The following is an 18,671-nucleotide window of genomic DNA, read 5'->3' as shown; positions in this document are numbered from 1 at the left end:
TTTTTTCAATGGTTTTCCTAGCAAAGGCGAAAAGGCGATTGCGATGGCAAAGACACCAGGCGGAAAAAAAGCAACGGGCACAGGTTCGAATGAGCCGACCAGAAAGGTCACCGAGGCCAAGTTAGCTTCTTCCCCCAGAAAAGCGTCTGCCGCAAGCGTCACACCTGCTGCCGGGAAGAAATCCTCGACCACTTCCGCTGCGCGAGCGGAGCCGGTCAGGGCGGCGAAAGCTGTACCACCACCGGCCGCAAAACGGCCGGGTGTCAGAAGCGCAAGGGAAGCGCCTGCCGCGCAGGACGATGCGGTAGAGCGTGAGACTCCAGTATCCACGGTTCAACCGGCTGTTGTCCAACAGCCGCGAGTCGAGACTACAGCCGGTACGACGAACTCCATGACGAAAAAGCTGAACGAAACACCCGTCGATGACGACGCAACCCAAAGCGAAGAAACCCCTGCTGCCGTTCCCGGCAAGGTGGAAAAGGTCAAGGCTCGCGATCGTCGTGCAAAGGAAAAAGCACTGCTGAAGGACGCGTTTGCGTCGTCGCAGCCGGGCACCGTCGAGGAACTCGAAGAGCGCCGCGCCAAACTGCGCGCGTTGATCAAGCTCGGCAAGGAGCGCGGCTTCCTCACGTACGCGGAAATCAACGACCACCTCCCGGACAACTTTACCGAGACCGAGGCGATCGAAGGCATCATCAGCACGTTCAACGACATGGGCGTGGCTGTGTACGAGCAGGCGCCGGATGCTGAAACGCTGCTGCTGAACGACAACGCACCCGCTGCTTCGTCAGACGACGAAGTGGAAGAGGAAGCGGAAGTCGCGCTCTCCACCGTCGACTCCGAATTCGGCCGCACAACGGACCCGGTCCGCATGTACATGCGTGAAATGGGTACGGTCGAACTGCTGACGCGTGAAGGCGAAATCGAAATCGCGAAGCGGATCGAAGACGGCCTCAAGCACATGGTGATGGCGATCTCCGCGTGCCCGACCACGATCGCCGACATTCTGGCGATGGCCGAGCGCGTCGCGAACGAGGAAATCCGCATCGACGAACTGGTCGACGGCCTGATCGACGCCAACGCGGAAGATGCGGACGGTTTCTCGGCGCAGGAAGCGGAAGCGATCGAAAGCGAAGACGAGGAAGCCGAGGAAGAGGAATCGGACGACGAGGAAGAAGACGACGGCGCCGCGCAAGCCACGGCCAACGCAGCGCAGATGGAAGCGCTCAAGCGTGCGTCCCTCGAGAAGTTCGCCATGATCAGCGAATGGTTCGACAAGATGCGTCGTGCGTTCGAGAAGGAAGGCTACAAGTCCAAGTCGTATCTGAAGGCGCAGGAAACGATCCAGAACGAGCTGATGACGATCCGCTTTACCGCGCGTACGGTCGAGCGTCTGTGCGACACGTTGCGTGCGCAAGTGGACGAAGTGCGTCAGGTCGAGCGTCAGATTCTGCATACGGTGGTCGATAAGTGCGGCATGCCGCGTGCGGAATTTATCGCGCGTTTCCCGGGCAGCGAAACGGATCTGGAATGGGCCGACAAGATCGTCGGCGAAGGTCACGCGTATAGCGCGATCCTCACGCGTAACATTCCGGCCATTCGCGAACAGCAGCAACGTCTGCTGGACCTGCAGGCGCGCGTCGTACTGCCGCTGAAGGACCTGAAGGAAACCAACCGCCAGATGGCGGCGGGCGAACTGAAAGCGCGTCAGGCAAAGCGTGAAATGACCGAGGCGAACTTGCGTCTCGTGATCTCGATCGCAAAGAAGTACACGAACCGTGGTCTGCAGTTCCTCGACCTGATTCAGGAAGGCAACATCGGCCTGATGAAGGCGGTGGACAAGTTCGAATATCGTCGCGGCTACAAGTTCTCCACGTATGCCACGTGGTGGATCCGTCAGGCCATCACGCGTTCGATCGCTGACCAGGCGCGCACGATCCGGATTCCGGTTCACATGATCGAAACGATCAACAAGATGAACCGCATCTCGCGTCAGATCTTGCAGGAAACCGGTCTCGAGCCGGATCCGGCAACGCTGGCCGAGAAGATGGAAATGCCGGAAGACAAGATCCGCAAGATCATGAAGATCGCGAAGGAGCCGATCTCGATGGAAACGCCGATCGGTGACGACGACGATTCGCATCTGGGCGACTTTATCGAAGATACGAACACGGTTGCGCCGGCCGACGCCGCACTGCATGCCAGCATGCGCGATGTCGTGAAGGATGTGCTCGACTCGCTGACGCCGCGCGAAGCCAAGGTGCTGCGCATGCGTTTCGGTATCGAGATGAGCACCGATCACACGCTCGAAGAAGTCGGCAAGCAGTTCGACGTGACGCGTGAGCGGATCCGTCAGATCGAGGCAAAGGCGCTGCGCAAACTGCGTCACCCGAGCCGTTCGGACAAGCTGAAGTCATTCCTCGAAGGGAATTGATCGAAGCAGGCGGTCGTGCGAAATGATGTAGCGGTTTGAAGGGGTCTTCCGGTTGTTTCGCTTAGGCGAAGCGGTTGCGAAGGCCCCTTTTTCGTGTAGTATGTCGGCCAATCAACGAATTGGCCCGGCCTTCATGACCGGGTCTTTTTCTTGGGCCGGACGCCGTGCTGGTTGCAGGCAGCGGACTCATAATCCGCCTCCGAAAGGACATCGTCGGTTCGAATCCGACCCGGCCCACCAAAGATGTAAAGAAGGGTTCCGAGTTTTCGGAACCCTTTTTTGTTTGGTGGTGAGAATCCAATATCAGATGCGGCAATATGCCGCTTATTAAGCGTTGCATGTTCCCGAGCAACATCACGCTTCACTTCGAGATGAGATCGGCGAACCTGGCGCAAGCGTGCGCCGACTCTTAACGCCTAATCGGTTCCACGGCGGGCGATATAGACCGGCGACCGGGAAGTAGGGGAAACTCCGTGTAAAAAAGCGCACGGCTGTGCCGTTAAATGAATACGGGGGCTGTTCGCTGTATGCCGTCCGCTTTCAGCGCGGGTTCTTGTCACGCGGCGGCCGGCGCCGCAGTCCACCTCCGGGCAATGCCCGTGCTGAAGGCTTCACCTCGCCTGACTCAACTTCGCCAAGCCGCTCGGCAATTCACGGCCCGCGTTAATCACAGCTAGTGCAGATATCCGTTCCTCGGAGTATTCGGCGTTAAATCGCCGACTGCATTAAATCAATTAAGTTCCCGCTTTTCCAAAATAAATTTACACCGCATCGATTTAGGCCTATCGCAATTGCCTGATTTCCGAGCAATCAGATGTCTCTCATTTTTCAAACGTTCCGACCCGATTACGTCACGCATATTAAATGCTGTTGCATTCACACAACTTTAATATTGAGATGTTGCGGATAACTTTTGTCCAGAGCAAGCGTACATTCATCCACATTTTGCGATAAGCGTATGAAAGATAAAGACTTAATGCATATCTCGATTTGATTGTTGCGGATTCTGAAAAATCCTGTTGCGTAAATTGCGGGCGTCGCTACTAGGGTCTCCACCTACACTCACGCTTCGTTTCAAGGGTGCCCGGCTGATCCGAAACGGTTCGGCGAACAGGGCGGCAGCGAATGATTCACGCGCTGCTGAGGCAGGTCCCGCTCCCCGCGTAAATTTATCGAACTGGAGTCCCACGCATGAAAAAGAGTCTCATCGTCGTTGCGGTTGCCGCATCGTTTGCTTCCGTCGCTCACGCACAAAGCAGCGTGACCCTGTATGGTCTGCTGGACGCAGGCTTGACGTACACCAGCAACGTCAACCACAACGCAAAGTGGGCAGCAGGTAGCGGCGGCATCAACCAAAGCATGTTCGGTCTGCGCGGTTCGGAAGATCTGGGCGGCGGTCTGAAGGCAATCTTCACGTTGGAAAGCGGCTTCAACATCAACAACGGCAAGTTCGCTAACAACAACGGCATGTTCAACCGTCAAGCGTTTGTCGGTCTGTCGAGCGCACAATTCGGTACGGTCACGCTGGGTCGTCAATACGACGCGGCACAAGACTACCTGGCACCGCTGACCGCAACGGGCAGCTGGGGCGGCACGTACTTCGCGCACCCGTTCAACAACGACAACCTGAACACGAACGGCGGCTTCGCAGTCAACAACTCGATCAAGTACTCGAGCGCTAACTACGCTGGCTTCACGTTCGGCGGCACGTACGGCTTCTCGAACCAGGCTGGCGCATTCGCAAACAACCGCGAATACAGCGTGGGTGCTGCATACCAGTGGCAAGGCCTGCACCTGGGCGCTGCTTACGCACAGCAGAACAACCCGGGCGCAAGGAACGCAGCAGGCACGGCAAGCAACGGCGGAGCTTCGGACGGTTCGATCCTGGGCCTCACCGGTAACTTCCGTCAGCGTGAATTCGGCGCAGCAGGTTCGTACTCGTTCGGCCCGGCTACCGTCGGTCTGGCATGGACGCAATCGCGTATCGACAACGTCGCTGGCGCTCAACAATCGCTGCGCGCTAACAACTACGAAGTCAACGGCAAGTACAACGTGACCCCGGCTCTGGGCCTGGGCGTTGCTTACACGTTCACCGACGGCAAGGGCTACGGCGTTGCTGCAAACGGTGGTTCGGAGTCGGTTCGCTACCACCAGATCGGCCTGCAAGCTGACTACTCACTGTCGCGTCGTACGGACGTCTACGCACAAGCCGTGTACCAGCACGCAATGGGCGACGGCGGTGTTGCTTCGATCTACAGCGGAGACGTGACGCAACTGCCGTCGTCGTCGAAGAACCAGACGGCCGCTACGGTCGGTCTGCGTCACCGCTTCTAAGCTTCAGCAGAAGAAGCTAGTTGTTGCAGAAAAGGTGCCGTTCGCGGCACCTTTTTTTATGGGCGCGCCACTTTGGTGGTCGGCACCCGGCGTGAATGCCGGATGCCGTGGTGCGCCATTCAAGGGCGGGACGCGCAGGCTTGCTACGCGCCGGGCGCGCCGATGATAGGCCACCACCTCCGCCGCGCCATTAATCCATTGGCGCAATAACGTATGGCGATTTCTAACAATTGTGCACACGAGTCTGACAATAATTGACTTTCGCGACAGCGCGCTTGGGGTAGTCTGAAACGATTGAGTTATAGACATTTTTCGCGGCGACGCTAGCACGTGTGCTGCAGGTGCGCGTTCTTACTGCATGGATACTCCCGCTTCAAACCCGCTGGCGCGCTCGCCAGCCATTCAGGATCTCACCGACGAGCAATGGCATCTCATCGTGCCGCTCCTGCCGGAAATGAAAGATCACGGACCTCGGCGCGGCCGTCCCAGCATCGACATCCGTTGCGTGGTGAACAGCGTGCTGTGGGTGCTGCACACCGGCAAGCCATGGCACGCAATGCCCGACCGCTATGCGCCTTATCAGACCGCGCATCGCTATTATTTGCGCTGGAAGAATTCAGGGGTGCTGGCCAATATCGCCTTTGCCTTGTTCGATACCGATGCCATGCTGACGCGGCCTGTCACTCGCAGGGGCTATCCGCGCACAGCGTAGCAGGCTCAGAACCGTTTCGGCATAACAAGCAGAAAGGCCGTCATCCGGTTACCGGATGACGGCCTTTTCAATCGCATGCTTTGGCCTGCTGCATGAAGGTGCTGATCGAAGGCAGCGCTCAATCACGCATGCTGTTCGACCTTGAACACTGCAACCGCATTTCGCAGACGTTCGGTCTGCTCGTCGAGTGAACCGGCTGCAGCCGCTGCCTGTTCGACTAGCGCAGCATTGCGCTGCGTCACATCGTCCATCTGGCGGATCGCGAGATTGACTTCGCCGATACCCGAACTCTGTTCTTTCGAGGCCGCCGAGATCTCGTTCATGATCGCCGTCACGCGACGCACGGCGTCGACCACCTCGCTGATCGTGCTGCCGGCTTTGCCTGCCAGCGTCGAGCCTTCGCCGACCTGCGCGACGGACTGATGGATCAGCACCTTGATCTCTTTGGCTGCCGTCGCGCTGCGCTGCGCGAGATTGCGCACTTCGCCCGCAACGACCGCGAAGCCGCGGCCTTCTTCACCGGCGCGCGCCGCTTCCACCGCTGCGTTCAGCGCGAGGATATTGGTCTGGAAGGCGATGCCTTCGATCACGCTGATGATCTCGCCGATCTTGCGCGAACTATCGGTGATGCCGGCCATTTTCTCGACCACGTCATTGACGACCTGGCCGCCACGCGCGGCAATGTTCGATGCATCCGCCGCGAGTTCTGACGCGGTCGCCGCATTGTCGGCGTTCTGCGTGACGGTCTTGGTGAGTTCGTCCATGCTGGCGGCAGTCTGCTGCAACGATGCGGCCTGTTCTTCGGTACGGCTCGACAGATCCAGGTTGCCCGCGGCGATCTCTTTCGAGGCGATCGTGATCGTTTCGGCGGACGTCTTGATCCGCGCGACGGTCGCAGCCAGTTGATTGCGCATCTCGCGCAGCGAGAACAACAGGCTCGACGCGTCGTCGCGCCGTAGGTCGATGTGAGTGGCGAGGTCGCCGCGCGCGATCTGCATGGCAATCGCCGCTGCCGTGGAAGGCTCTCCGCCGATCGAACGCGATACGTTGCGCACCACCCGCGAAGCCACGAACGACACCAGCACACCCAGCAGCACCAGCATGCCGGCCGAGCGCGCGAGGGTCGCGTAGAACTGCGCCTGGATGTCATCCATATAGGCGCCGGCGATAAAGTCCCAGTTCCACGGGCCGAAGCGCTTCACATAGCCGATCTTTTCGCTCGGCGCCGTCTCGCCGGGTTTCGGCCACCAGTAGCGCAGATAGCCTGCGCCGCTCGCCGAGCCGCCTGCCTGCGCGATGTCGTGATACAGCGCATTGCCTTTGGCGTCGCGGAAGCTGCTCATGTCCTTGCCGTTCAGCTTCGGACTCATCGGATGAGCGACCATTACCGAATCGCTGCGCACGATCGTCACGTAGCCCGATGTGCCGTAGCGTTGCGCAGTGATGCGGGCGATGGCCTGCTGTTTGGCCTCATCGACCGGGAGCTTGCCCGCGTCGGCCTGCTTCGCGTAGTCCGCGACGAGCGACACCGCCATGTCGGTGACGTCGGCCAGATCCGCGCGCCGTGCGTCCATTTGAGCGTTTCGGGCATCGAACGCATTCACAACGGTCACGATCAGAAGCGCCGCCCAGCAAAGCAGTATCGGCACCCACAATTTCTGTTTTAGTGTCAGACGGTTCATTATCGGTTTCGACAATACGTTGAACTCGGAATAGGGAGGGGCTGCAATCAGCGTTGCATAGCCGGCATAACGGCTATTGCTGTGGATTCTTTATTCCGGCGTCCGAAATTGCTGTCTGAAACGTGAATTTCCGGCCCGAGGCGACCGATGAAATACGGGAAACGTCGAGGAAAATCGGGGAAAGTGGAGTCAAACCCGTAGAAAACTGCGGAAAACTGCGGCGGGCAGCATGGCGCACGCGCTTACCCTAGATCTGCTCCTGACCAAACGCTGAGAGGCGTTCGAGGTCCAGCACGTCGATCTGGTTGTACGCGAGGCGCAGAATCTGCAGCCTTTCGAGGTTTTGCAGTGCCTGGTTGATCCGTTGCCGCGACACGCCTGCCAGCAGGCCGACTTCTTCCTGCGAAATGGCCAGCGTGCGACCGGTATCGGGGTAGAGGTCCGGATTGAACAGTTGCGCGAGCGACTGGGCGACGCGCGCGTCGACATCCAGCAGACGGCTATTCTGGATCGACGCGATGAATTCGCCCATGCGGTTGTTCAACTGCCGGATCACAAAACCGGTGAACGGTAGGCTCGATTCGAGCAGCGCATGGAACGTCTCCGACGGCACGAACATCACGAGCGAAGGCTGAATGGCGGCCACGTCGTATTTGCGCAATTCGCGCTTGATCACGCTGCCTTCGCCGAACCAGCCGCCGGGTGGCACGCCGGAGAGCGTGCAACTGCGTCCCGAGGCGTTGTAGATGGCGAGTTTGATGAGGCCGGAATGGACGCCGATCCAGTAGTCTGACGGCTCCTGGCGGCGCGCAATCCAAGCTCCCCCTTCCAGCCGCTCCGCGTGCGCGCTAGCAAGCACGATGGCTTGGTGCTCGGCGGCGAGCGCCCTGAACCATGCGCAGGTGCCGAAAAGCCGCGGCAGATCGGCGCGCGGGACCCGTTCAGGCCGGTGCGGGCGGGAGTCTGCGACGGCGGTAAACGGTGCGTCATCCATAAGCGGCGAGCGGGGTGTAGGCGAGTGAAGTCGGGTGAATTGAGCCAGGGCGCGCCACTCTGTCATTTGAATGACAGACAGTTCACCATGACAATTGCTAGGCTAGCTCATCAATCAGAAAAATCGACGGCGCGGCCAGCGCCTCAGGAGACAAGCGATGACACACATGTTCGAAGAAGGCCTCCAGCGGCGCGAGGCCAATTATGTCCCGCTGACGCCCATCGATTTCATCGTACGCGCAGCGGAAGTCTACGGTGAGCGGCTGGCGGTCGTCCATGGGGAGATTCGCCGTAACTGGCGCGAAACCTACGAGCGCGCGCGGCGTCTGGCCAGCGCGTTGCAGCAGGCCGGTATAGAACGCGGCGACACGGTTGCCGCTTTGCTGCCGAATATTCCTCCGATGATAGAAGCTCATTTCGGCGTGCCGATGGCCGGCGCCGTGCTCAATACGCTGAATACGCGGCTCGACGTGTCGTCGCTGCTGTTCATGTTGCGTCATGGCGAGGCGAAGGCCTTGATCGTCGATACGGAGTACAGCGAATTGGCGCACCGCGCCGCGCTGGAATTCCCCGAGTTGCGCGTGATCAGCGTGGCCGATGCAATGCCCGCCGACGCCAGCAAGTTTATCCGCGCAACCGACTACGAAGCCTTCCTGCAAACCGGCGACCCCGAGTTCGCCTGGACCTTGCCCGCCGACGAGTGGGACGCTATCGCGTTGAACTACACGTCGGGCACGACGGGCGATCCTAAAGGCGTGGTTTACCACCATCGCGGCGCGTATCTGAATGCGCTCAGCAATATCCTCGAATGGGATATGCCCAAGCATGCGGTCTACCTATGGACCTTGCCGCTCTTTCACTGCAACGGCTGGTGTTTCCCATGGACCGTTGCCGCGCGTGCCGGCGTCAACGTCTGTCTACGCAAATTCGACGCGAAGACGGTATTCGAACTGATTCGCCACGAAGGCATCACGCATTATTGCGGCGCACCGATCGTGCAAAGCGCGCTCGCGAATGCGCCCGTCGAATGGCGTGAGGGCATCACGCATCGCGTGTCGACGATGGTGGCGGGCGCGGCGCCCGCACCGGCAGTGATCGCGAAGATGAAGGAGATCGGCTTCGATCTGACGCACGTGTACGGACTCACCGAGACGTACGGACCGGCCGCCGTTTGCGCAAAACAGGAAGAATGGGACACGCTCGATGACAACGCGCGTGCCGAAATGAACGCGCGGCAAGGTGTGCGCTATCACTTGCAGGCAGCCGTAACGGTACTCGACCCGGACACGCTCGCGCCCGTGCCTGACGACGGCGAAACGCTCGGCGAGATCATGTTCCGCGGCAATATCTGCATGAAGGGGTACCTGAAGAACGAGCGCGCCACGGAAGCGACCTTCCGCGGCGGCTGGTTCCATACCGGGGATCTCGGCGTGCGGATGCCTGACGGCTACATCCGTATCCGTGATCGCAGCAAGGACATCATCATTTCGGGCGGCGAGAACATCTCGAGCATCGAGGTCGAAGACACGCTGTACCGTCACCCTGCGGTGTCGGTTGCCGCCGTGGTGGCGATGGCCGATCCGAAGTGGGGTGAGGTACCCTGCGCCTTCGTCGAACTCAAGGAGGGCGCTCAGGTGAGCGCAGAAGAGATCATCGCGCACTGCCGGCTGTTTCTTGCAGGATACAAGTTGCCAAAAGCGGTGCGCTTCGGCGAATTGCCGAAGACGTCGACGGGAAAAATTCAGAAGTTCGAACTGCGCGCGCGGATCAAGGCGGAACAAACCGAATAGATCGCGCGCGAGGGTCTAGCGCACCGAATGGCGCGCTATGGGTGCTGAGCGATGCAAGCGCGGGGTTCCGCGCGCATCAGCTTCGACTCGCGCTTAACCGCGCGTGTCGACCCAACGTCGTGCCCAGCGTGCCGAGTGCTGCAGTGCCTGTTCTTCGTTCGGGAAGTAATCGAGCGAATAGAACTGGTAGCGCCCTTCGGTACGCGCGCTGTTAGCGCGTTCGAGCAACAGGTTGGATGAGAAGCTACCGTCGGGCAAACGATGTGCCGAGGGTTTGACGGCATAGCCGTTGTAATGATGAATATGTTTGTTTTGCATTTTATATTTTAATAATGTTCGAGTGCGCGCCTGCCGTGCGAGCCGTTATACGGGTCACGCGGACGAGCCGATTCAAGCCATTGCGAGCCGAATCCAAACGCAGTCGGAAAGCTAAAAAGGGCGTTAAAGCCAGAGGGGAGAATGAGGTGCAACGAGGCGTTTGGCGCTTAGGCTAGCTGAGCAATATATGCAGCTAAAAGCGATCGCGCCAACTGTGGGAGACAAAGCTCCGCGAGGATGTCGCTGCAGCCCGATGTCCGTTGCCGGACACCGAGCCCTTCAAACTTACATCGGCTTGATGTTAGCCGCTTGCAGACCCTTCGGGCCTTGCTTCGTTTCGAAGCTCACCTTCTGATTTTCAGCCAGCGTCTTGAAGCCGTCGCCGCTGATTTCGGAGAAGTGCGCGAACAGGTCGTCGCCGCCCTTGTCCGGGGTGATGAAGCCAAAGCCTTTGCTGTCGTTGAACCACTTAACGGTACCGGTATCCATGAAGAATCCTTGAGTAAAAATAGAAAAATTTGCTCGGTTGAGGAGCGCGTGAAGCGTCAAGGAGGGAGAGGACAACGAATACCGCTGAGGAGCGAGACATTGATGAACAGCAATCGAACTTCTTGAACTTCGGGTGCCACAGTAACCGCCGGGCATGCCAGCGTCAACACTTATCTTGTAACTGTTTTGTTATGGGCACCGTTTGTGCATGAGGGGCGTGTGGCCATGTGACCCTCGTTGCTCGCTTGCCGTGTCGCGCGGCACGGCAAGTCATTCCAACTGGGTTTCGGTTTCAGATGCCCACTTTATGCGCCGTCAGGATCAGGCGTAATCCGAGCGCGGCAACTGCGCTTGCGGCGACGCGATCGATCCAGGCCTTCCACTGCAGATAGATTTCACGCGGACGTTTGCTCGAAAAGCACAAGGCGACCACGGTGTACCAGCCGGCTTCAATGGCGAAGATCGCAGGGGGCAATGCAAAGTAGCACCACAGCGGCGGATGTTGCGGAAGCAAGGCCGCGAAGATACTGCCGTAGTAGACCGCTGTCTTCGGATTGCTGAGTTGTGTGCTCAAACCGATCCAGAACGATTTGCGCACGTTGGTAGCGGCGGCTTGCGCAGCGTCGAACGCGAGCGGTTTGGCCGCACCGCGCCAGATCTTCGACGCAAGGTAGATCAGATAAAGGCCGCCCGCCACTTTCAAGCCGACGTACAGCCATTCCACTGTCGCCAGCAAGGTGTACAGGCCGAGCAAGGCGATACCGCTAAAGAACACGCCGCCGATGCCCATGCCGGCCGCTGTCGCAAGGCCGTCGCCGCGCGAGAGTCCGATTGCATTGCGTGCAACGATAACGAAGCTCGGTCCTGGGCTCATTGCACCGAGCAGCAGTGCGGCCAGGATTGTGACGATGGCGGTCGAGGCGGGCATTTTTGTGTGTCTCCTACAGGCGGCGATGCGGATCAGTGAACATAGCATGGGAGGGCGAGGTTTTGTTTTCGGTCAGCGCCAATAGAACCAATAAAGAACCAATAAGAATCGAAAAAGCCGGTAACGAACGCCAACCGAATGACAAAGAAAGCCCATCACCGCACGCAGCCAATCAGTTGCTGCAAGCAGCGGAAATTGGATGCTAGAATCCCCTTCCATACGCTAAAGCAGCCTTGGAGCACCAAGGCCGATCGGGCGCGATTCGAGCCGTTTGCCGACGAATTCCCCTAAATCCAGGATTTATTGGGCATGATTCCCGATGCGAGTTGTCGCGCATCAGGAGCGGCGTCGTGAGTTCGATTCGCACTCAACCCATCTGATTCACGCATAGGCTTCGCGTTGTTTAGCGAAGCCTTTGTTTTTCCAACGCGAGCACTATCAGCCGCGAAACCGGTACGTTATGAAAGAGCGAGAAGAACAACGGCTGTTCGACCTCGACGGGAATGCGCGTGAGCGCCTGATCGTGTGGATCCGCCGACGCATGGACGAATACGGCATTACGATTGAAGCGCTTGCTGGTGCAATCGAAGCCGACAAAGCCGCAGTCCGGGCCGTGATGTATCGCGACGCCTACGGAAATACGTGGGACGGTCATGGCGAAAAGCCGGATTGGCTTGCGCGCGCAATCTACGCTGGACAGAACATCGACCATTTCCGCTGTTGAGCGGTGGCCTCCGTTTCTTCTGCTAATCGTTTTCCTGCGTGGCTGCGCTACATCGCGTTGTGCAAATTGATTTGGCATCCAAAAAAAAGCCCGCGCGGGGCGGGCTTAACCTACTCGGAGTTTCGCGATCCAGTCGCTAGACGGATCATCTCCAGTGTATGTGAAAGCTATATGAAAGTGTAGAAAATCCGCGTCACAGATCGAAAAACACGGTTTCCTTGTCGCCCTGCATATAGATATCGAACCGGTACACATTGGCCGTGTTCGGCTCGCAGCGCGCGATCAGCGTGCCGCGCCGGTCCGCCGGAACCGCTGCCAGCACGGCATCCCGCTCGTTAGCCTCGGCTTCGTCCTCGAAATAGATGCGCGTGAAGGTGTGCAGCAGCATGCCGCGCATCGTCACAATCACGTTTAGATGCGGCGCTTCGTTCGGGTTTGCGCGGCCGGGTTTCACCGTTTCAACGACAAAGCGTTGGAGTGGATCGGTGCCCGTACCGACGCGGGCGAAGCCGCGAAAACCGGTCTTCAGGATTTCCTCGCGTGATTCCGGGTAGTGGCCTTGCGCGTCCACCTGCGACATTTCCAGCATCGCATCGCCGATCACCTTGCCATCGCCGTCGAACACCTGGCCGACGATCGTGATGTGCTCGCCGGCCGCTTCGCGGTCGGCCAGAACTGGCGTAAACAGGCTCTTGAAGGCGAAGTCGTATTGCTGCGGGCACAGACCGTAGGCGAAGTACGGTCCAACCGTTTGCGAAGGCGTTTGCTTGAGGGTCGTCATGGCTTAGCGCTCCATCGGGGTTTCGTTGCGGCCGCGCAGCACGATGTCGAAGTCGTAGCCGAGCGCATAGGCCTCTTGCGTCGTATCGAGCGAAAAATTTGCAATCAGGCGGTCGCGTGCGTGCTCGGGCGTGCCTTGAAAAATCGGGTCGAAGGCCAACAGCGGGTCGCCGGGGAAATACATCTGCGTGACGAGGCGCGAGCCGAAATGGTCGCCGAACAGCGAGAAGTGAATGTGATTCGGACGCCACGCGTTCGGGTGATTACCCCAAGGGTAAGCGCCTGGTTTGATCGTCAGAAAGCGATAGCGGCCTTCGTTGTCGGTGATGCAGCGGCCTGCGCCGAGGAAGTTCGGGTCGAGCGGTGCGTCGTGCTGATCGTTCTTGTGCACATAGCGGCCGGCAGCATTGGCTTGCCAGATCTCAACCAGCGTATTGCGCACCGGGCGGCCGCCTTCGTCGAGCACACGGCCCGTCACGATGATGCGCTCGCCGAGCGGTTCGCCGTTGCGCACCGCATTGCGCGTCAGATCGTGATCGAGCGCGCCCAGGTCTTCCGTGCCGTAGACTGGCACGCGCTGGTCGCGCAGTTTTTCCTTCAGCGGAATCAGCGGACGCGTCGGGCCGCGTTTGACCGAAGAACCGTAGCCGGGATAGACGTAGGCGGGGTGGGACGCGAAGTCGCGCGCGGTGAGAAAGGAATCGTCCATCAGTGTCTCCTTCGGGGAATTGTGGGATACAGCGTATGGAGCGACTTTATCTAACCCGAGAGGTTATGCAAAATGACGTTTTCGCCCATTTCGTATAACCTACCGTTATGCAACGCAGCCTCGCGGACAGCCGCGTCAAATTCCGTCATCTCCAGTGCTTCCTGGCCGTCGCCCAGTTCGGCGGCGTGCAGCGGGCGGCCGAAAGCCTGTCCATTACGCAGCCCGCGGTCTCCAAGACGGTTGCCGAACTGGAGGCGATTCTCGGCGTGAAGCTCTTCGAGCGCGGCCGCCACGGCGCCGTGCCGACCCGCGAGGGGCAGCTTTTCATGCCGCATGCGAGCGCCTGTGTCAGTGCGTTGCGACAGGGTGTGGACTTGCTGGCGCGCGCGGAAGGCGCGGCGGCCGCCACGCTGGAAATCGGCATTCTGCCGACCGTCGCGGCTGCGCTGGTGCCGCCGGTGCTGAAGCGCTTCGCCGCGCTTTGGCCGCGTGTGATCGTGCGCCTTGCCACCGGCGCCAACCCCGAATTGCTCGAGCGTTTAAAGGCCGGCACGATCGAATTCGCGATCGGGCGTCTGGCGGACCCGGAACGGATGGTCGGGCTCAGTTTCGAGCAGCTTTTCAGCGAGCCGTTGATTGCCGTGGTCCGCGCCGGGCATCCGCTGGCGCTGGGGGCCGGCTTGCCGGCCACGTCGCTGGAGGATTTTCCGGTTGTGCTGCCGCCGTTCGGCACGCTGATCCGGCAATCGGCTGAAAGCTTGCTGAGCGCGTGGGGCGTGCCGCCGTTGTCGGGGTTTGTCGAAGTGCTGTCGGTGTCGACGGGGCGTGCGTTGACGCTGGAGAATGACGCGGTGTGGTTCGTGCCACTGAGCGCCGTCGAATATGAACTGGTGCACGGTATGTTGGTGCGTTTGCCCTTGCCGTTCGCGGGCACCGGCGAGCCTGTGGGGCTGATCCGGCGCTCGGACACGCAGCCGTCGCCGGTGGGACGGGCGTTTATCGATGCCGTGCGCGAGGTTGCGCAGTTGCGCATGACGGCGGCCGCTGGCAAGCCTGCGGTTAAACGTGCGTCCAAACGCAGTCGCGGCGGGACGCCCAACATCTGACGCATGCCGCGCCGCGATGGTACGGTGCAGGAGCCACAAGAGCGAAGAGAGCCACCACAGACGCGACGGACACGAGCGCCACAGAAGCCCTACGCTGCGCCTTGATTCACCGCGCGTGAACCATCCAGTACAAAATGAAGGTTGCGAACGCCCTGCTACCCGGTGTACAAACACGGTGCAAAAGCCGTCGCGGGCCGCATTGCTGCGGCACACCACGCATGTGGTGTCACACTGCAGCTCACTTCAGGTGAATGACGGTGCGCACCGAGCAGCAGAAACATCACGAACACGCGCAACAGCGTACGAAAGACTGCACAAGGAGATTGCCATGCCCAGCGACTTGCCCACTCCAGACGCCGCGCTGCGCGCCGTGTCGGCGCCTGAGCACAATCCGCTTGGCACCGCCGGCCTCGAATTCGTGGAGTTCGCCTCGCGCGAGCCGAAGGCGCTCGGCGAGACCTTCACGAAACTCGGCTTCAAGGCGATTGCGCGCCATATCAGCAAGGACGTCACGCTGTATCGCCAGGGCGAGATGCATTTCCTGATCAACGCGGAGCCGGATTCGTTTGCCGAGCGCTACGCCGAGGAATACGGCGCCGGCATCTGCGCGATCGGCATTCGCGTGGCCAACGCGCAGCGCGCCTTCGACCGCGCGATCGAACTCGGCGCATGGGCGTTCGAAGGCGAACGGCTCGGCGCGGGTGAACTGCTGATTCCGGCAATCCAGGGCATTGGCGATTCGCACATCTATTTCGTCGACCGGTGGCGCGGCCGTGGCGGCCAGCGCGGCGGCCTCGGCGACATCTCGATCTTCGATATCGACTTCCGTCCGATCGAGATCGATACCGCGCACGCCGATCTGAGTCACGCGGGCACCGGCCTAGTTGCGGTCGATCATCTGACGCAAACGGTCGGTGAGGGCCGGATGCAGGAATGGCTCGACTTTTATCGCGACCTGCTTAACTTCCGCGAGATTCACGAGCTGCACGCGAACTGGCATGTGTCGGCGGAATCGCGCGTGATGGTGTCTCCATGCGGCGCGATCCGCGTGCCTTTGTATGAAGAAGGCACGCGCCGCACGAATCTGATGCACGACTATCTGCCGGATCATCCGGGCGAAGGCGTGCAGCACATCGCGCTCGCCACCGACGATATCTTTGCGTGCGTCGAGCAACTCCTCGCGAACGGCGTCGAATTCGTCGAGCCACCGCCGCGCTATTACGAGCAACTGGACGCGCGCCTGCCAGGTCATGGGCTCGATGTCGAGCGGCTCAAGCGCACGCATGTTCTGGTGGACGGCGAGATCGGCGCCGACGGCGTACCGCTGCTGTTCTTTCAGACCTTTGTGCGACGCGGCGCCGGCGAGATCTTCTTTGAGATCGTGCAACGGCAGGGTCACCACGGTTTCGGCGAAGGCAATTTGAGCGCGTTGGCGCAGGCACGCGAGCAAACCGGCGCTTAACGCTTAGCGCTTGCCGTTTGCCACTCGGCGCCTGCCGCTGAATCAATCAGTATCGGGATTGCCGCCCAGCCCAGGATTCACGGCGCTGTATGCCGCCGCTTCCCGCAACAGCCACTCGCGAAAGCTCGTGAGCGGCTTGCCGTGGCTCAACTCCGTCGGATAAACGAGGTAATACGCCGAGTCGGCGACGGCGGGCGCGTCGAGTGGCATCACAAGTCCGAGCTGCTCGAGCTGTGCGTCGACGAAAAAACGCGGCACCAGTGCGATGCCGAGACCGGCCGCGGCGGCGCTGATCAGCATCGTGTGGAGTTCGTAACGGACGCCTTGCATCGTCCGGTTATCGTCGACACCGAGGCTGGCGAACCACGACGCCCAGCCGTCAGGCCGGGTGGTGGAATGCAGTAGCGGGTAGTCCAGCAGATCTGCCGCAGTTTCCGCGGGCCGGGCCAGCAGACTCGCGGCACACACCGGCACGACTTCCTCGCTAAACAGAAAATCCGCCGACGTGCCTGGCCATGTCGGCTTGCCGTAGTGAATCGCGGCTTCGAAATGCGTCTCGGCGAACGGGAAGGTGCCGGTGCGCACGCCCATATTGACCCGCACATCCGGATACTGCGCATTGAATGCCGCCAGGCGCGGAATCAGCCATTGCGATGCGAAAGTCGGCAGCACCGCCAGTTCCAGATAACCACCGCCGCTGCCATGCGCAATGATCGACAGCGTGTCACGGTCCAGTTGTTCCAGCGAGCGCCGCACCTGCGCGCTATAGACCTTGCCCGCCTTGGTCAGCACCACGCGCTGTTTGACGCGCACGAACAGCCGCACGCCGAGATTGCTCTCCAGCGTATTGATCTGCCGGGATACCGCGCTTTCGGTGAGGAACAGCTCGCGCGCCGCATGCGTGAAGCTCTCGTGCCGCGCGGCGGCTTCGAAAGCGAGCAGGGCGCCCATGTTGGGGATCTTGAACTTTCGCACGTTGATTCCAAAAATGCATCAAGTGGCGATTTTATCTCGCTTTACGGCGGCGCTGCGAATTTGAATAATCTCGCATCCAACGATGCCGCGTTTGCGCCTCGAAGCCATGCCGGCAGGCCATCGCCAAACACACGAACGCGTGCTCACCGCACCCCGCCCGGAACCGATATGCGAAACATCAAGAATGCGAATGTCGAACAACTGCTGATGAAACTGCTCGGCGTCGAGAAAACCGCGAGGCTGTTCGCCACCCTGAACCATCCGCAGATCCTCAATGAATGGGAGGACGGCACCGTCACCCGCGCCGAACTGGCGCAGGCCATGAACATGGCGCTGTTCGAAGACCTGCTGGCCCGCTCGGCGAATGGCCGCCAGTACACCGAGGAGACGATCGCCGCTGGTGGCAGCGTCTACTTCGATCATGGCGCATTGCGCACGGTGCGCTGGGCGGAGAGCGGCGCGTTGCCGCCGGGCGAAGCGGCTTTCGCGCGCATCCTACGGCCGCTCGGCTTCAGCATCAACGGCCGTTATCCGCTCGACCGCCTGGGCATGACCGGCCGCGCCTGGGCGCACGATGACGCCCCCGATGAGATCGCGCAGTTCTTCGTTAGCGAATTGCATCCCGAGCGTTTCTCGGCAGAGTTTCAGCAGGCCGTGACGAACGTGATCGGCGCCTCTCGCGATCCGTTGACGCCGCAAGCCGCCGGCCAGTTGTGGGAGCTCGAACGCGAAGGCGTGTTGCCGCTCGATGCGGCTCACGCATTGCTGCCGGTGATCGTTGGCGCGTTCGCGCGTCAGCATGAGACGCCACGCGAAGCCGATTACGAAGTATTGTTGAAGGAGTCGGCCGAAATGGCGTGGATCGCGACCGAAGGCAACGCTTTCAATCACGCTACCGATCGCGTCGCGGACGTGTTCAAGCTCTCCGACGACGAAAAGGCGAAGGGTCGTCCGATGAAGCCGGAAGTCGAGCGTTCGCGTTCGGGCCGCGTGTTTCAGACCGCGTACCGTGCGGACATCGTGCGGCGCGAATTCCGCGCGGCCGATGGCAGCATCGTGACGCGCGAGGTGCCGGGTTCGTTCTACGAGTTCATCACGCGCAAGCGGACCTTCGATCAGGACGCGCGCCGCTGGGAAACGGACCTGCGTTTCGACGCGGGCAACGCGCAGGGCATCTTCAAGATGACCGCGAGCCAGGCGGCTTAATTCGTAAGCGCAAGGCGATAGCGTGGGCG

Annotated in this window: 16 protein-coding genes and 1 tRNA gene; 9 read left to right on the top strand and 8 right to left on the bottom strand. The window is 60.4% G+C overall.

The window, feature by feature from the left end:
* Nucleotides 1-43: 43 nt before the first annotated feature.
* The 4 genes from rpoD to M0D64_RS00725 all read left to right on the top strand — a co-directional run bounded on the left by rpoD (nucleotide 44) and on the right by M0D64_RS00725 (nucleotide 5,480).
* Nucleotides 44-2,434, top strand: a complete 2,391-nt coding sequence (gene rpoD, locus M0D64_RS00740; RefSeq protein ID WP_154557899.1) for an RNA polymerase sigma factor RpoD — start codon at nucleotides 44-46, stop codon at nucleotides 2,432-2,434.
* A 152-nt stretch (nucleotides 2,435-2,586) separates the two neighbouring features.
* Nucleotides 2,587-2,674 (top strand) — tRNA-Ile (locus tag M0D64_RS00735).
* 951 nt (nucleotides 2,675-3,625) lie between these two features.
* Nucleotides 3,626-4,768: a porin gene (locus M0D64_RS00730; RefSeq protein ID WP_154557898.1), complete on the top strand. Its 1,143-nt coding sequence runs from the start codon at nucleotides 3,626-3,628 to the stop codon at nucleotides 4,766-4,768.
* Nucleotides 4,769-5,126: 358 nt separating this feature from the next.
* Complete coding sequence (locus M0D64_RS00725) at nucleotides 5,127-5,480, top strand: transposase (RefSeq protein WP_266256291.1); 354 nt, start codon at nucleotides 5,127-5,129, stop codon at nucleotides 5,478-5,480.
* Between the two features lie 122 nt (nucleotides 5,481-5,602).
* Here M0D64_RS00725 and M0D64_RS00720 read toward each other — a convergent pair whose 3' ends face one another.
* Together M0D64_RS00720 and M0D64_RS00715 are read right to left on the bottom strand one after the other, a co-directional pair.
* Complete coding sequence (locus M0D64_RS00720) at nucleotides 5,603-7,162, bottom strand: methyl-accepting chemotaxis protein (RefSeq protein ID WP_266256290.1); 1,560 nt, start codon at nucleotides 7,160-7,162, stop codon at nucleotides 5,603-5,605.
* Nucleotides 7,163-7,409: 247 nt separating this feature from the next.
* Complete coding sequence (locus tag M0D64_RS00715; RefSeq protein ID WP_266256289.1) at nucleotides 7,410-8,156, bottom strand: Crp/Fnr family transcriptional regulator; 747 nt, start codon at nucleotides 8,154-8,156, stop codon at nucleotides 7,410-7,412.
* A gap of 157 nt (nucleotides 8,157-8,313) precedes the next feature.
* On the opposite strand from M0D64_RS00715, the gene M0D64_RS00710 reads away from it, so the two are divergent.
* Entirely contained in the window at nucleotides 8,314-9,945 is a 1,632-nt protein-coding gene (locus tag M0D64_RS00710) for an acyl-CoA synthetase (RefSeq protein WP_266256288.1), read from the top strand.
* Nucleotides 9,946-10,038: 93 nt separating this feature from the next.
* Here the strand turns inward: M0D64_RS00710 and M0D64_RS00705 are convergent, their stop codons facing one another.
* The 3 genes from M0D64_RS00705 to M0D64_RS00695 form a co-directional block, all read right to left on the bottom strand.
* Nucleotides 10,039-10,263 (bottom strand): hypothetical protein, encoded by a 225-nt coding sequence (locus M0D64_RS00705; RefSeq protein ID WP_093635010.1) that lies wholly within the window; start codon nucleotides 10,261-10,263, stop codon nucleotides 10,039-10,041.
* 285 nt (nucleotides 10,264-10,548) lie between these two features.
* Entirely contained in the window at nucleotides 10,549-10,752 is a 204-nt protein-coding gene (locus M0D64_RS00700; RefSeq protein ID WP_007178877.1) for a cold-shock protein, read from the bottom strand.
* 292 nt (nucleotides 10,753-11,044) lie between these two features.
* Nucleotides 11,045-11,680, bottom strand: a complete 636-nt coding sequence (locus M0D64_RS00695; protein WP_093635011.1) for a LysE family translocator — start codon at nucleotides 11,678-11,680, stop codon at nucleotides 11,045-11,047.
* Between the two features lie 460 nt (nucleotides 11,681-12,140).
* Between M0D64_RS00695 and M0D64_RS00690 the strand changes: the two genes are divergently transcribed.
* Nucleotides 12,141-12,404, top strand: coding sequence for an H-NS family nucleoid-associated regulatory protein (locus M0D64_RS00690; RefSeq protein WP_266256287.1), 264 nt, complete (start codon nucleotides 12,141-12,143; stop codon nucleotides 12,402-12,404).
* A gap of 193 nt (nucleotides 12,405-12,597) precedes the next feature.
* Here M0D64_RS00690 and pcaG read toward each other — a convergent pair whose 3' ends face one another.
* Together pcaG and pcaH are read right to left on the bottom strand one after the other, a co-directional pair.
* The gene (gene pcaG / locus M0D64_RS00685; protein WP_266238009.1) at nucleotides 12,598-13,185 is read right to left on the bottom strand and encodes a protocatechuate 3,4-dioxygenase subunit alpha; all 588 of its coding nucleotides are present in this window, start codon (nucleotides 13,183-13,185) and stop codon (nucleotides 12,598-12,600) included.
* Nucleotides 13,186-13,188: 3 nt separating this feature from the next.
* Nucleotides 13,189-13,893 (bottom strand): protocatechuate 3,4-dioxygenase subunit beta, encoded by a 705-nt coding sequence (pcaH, locus tag M0D64_RS00680; RefSeq protein ID WP_266238011.1) that lies wholly within the window; start codon nucleotides 13,891-13,893, stop codon nucleotides 13,189-13,191.
* 107 nt (nucleotides 13,894-14,000) lie between these two features.
* Here pcaH and pcaQ point away from each other — a divergent pair, with 107 nt between their 5' ends.
* Both pcaQ and M0D64_RS00670 read left to right on the top strand, forming a co-directional pair.
* Nucleotides 14,001-14,999: a pca operon transcription factor PcaQ gene (gene pcaQ / locus M0D64_RS00675; RefSeq protein WP_266256286.1), complete on the top strand. Its 999-nt coding sequence runs from the start codon at nucleotides 14,001-14,003 to the stop codon at nucleotides 14,997-14,999.
* 328 nt (nucleotides 15,000-15,327) lie between these two features.
* A complete protein-coding gene (locus tag M0D64_RS00670) occupies nucleotides 15,328-16,461 on the top strand; it encodes a 4-hydroxyphenylpyruvate dioxygenase family protein (RefSeq protein WP_154557890.1) in 1,134 nt (377 codons plus the stop codon).
* Between the two features lie 42 nt (nucleotides 16,462-16,503).
* Here the strand turns inward: M0D64_RS00670 and M0D64_RS00665 are convergent, their stop codons facing one another.
* Nucleotides 16,504-17,436 carry a LysR substrate-binding domain-containing protein gene (locus M0D64_RS00665; protein WP_266256285.1) on the bottom strand — a complete coding sequence of 311 codons (933 nt, stop codon included), beginning with the start codon at nucleotides 17,434-17,436 and terminating at the stop codon, nucleotides 16,504-16,506.
* 177 nt (nucleotides 17,437-17,613) lie between these two features.
* Between M0D64_RS00665 and M0D64_RS00660 the strand changes: the two genes are divergently transcribed.
* On the top strand, nucleotides 17,614-18,642 hold the full coding sequence (locus tag M0D64_RS00660; protein ID WP_266256483.1) for a DUF1338 domain-containing protein: 1,029 nt from the start codon (nucleotides 17,614-17,616) through the stop codon (nucleotides 18,640-18,642).
* The last annotated feature ends 29 nt before the right edge of the window (nucleotides 18,643-18,671 follow it).

The organism is Paraburkholderia sp. WS6, assembly GCF_030464835.1.
In the GTDB taxonomy this organism is placed as follows: Bacteria; Pseudomonadota; Gammaproteobacteria; order Burkholderiales; family Burkholderiaceae; genus Paraburkholderia; species Paraburkholderia madseniana.
The sequence above is the reverse complement of the archived record's forward strand: the minus strand, read 5'-3'. Positions and strand labels throughout refer to the sequence as shown.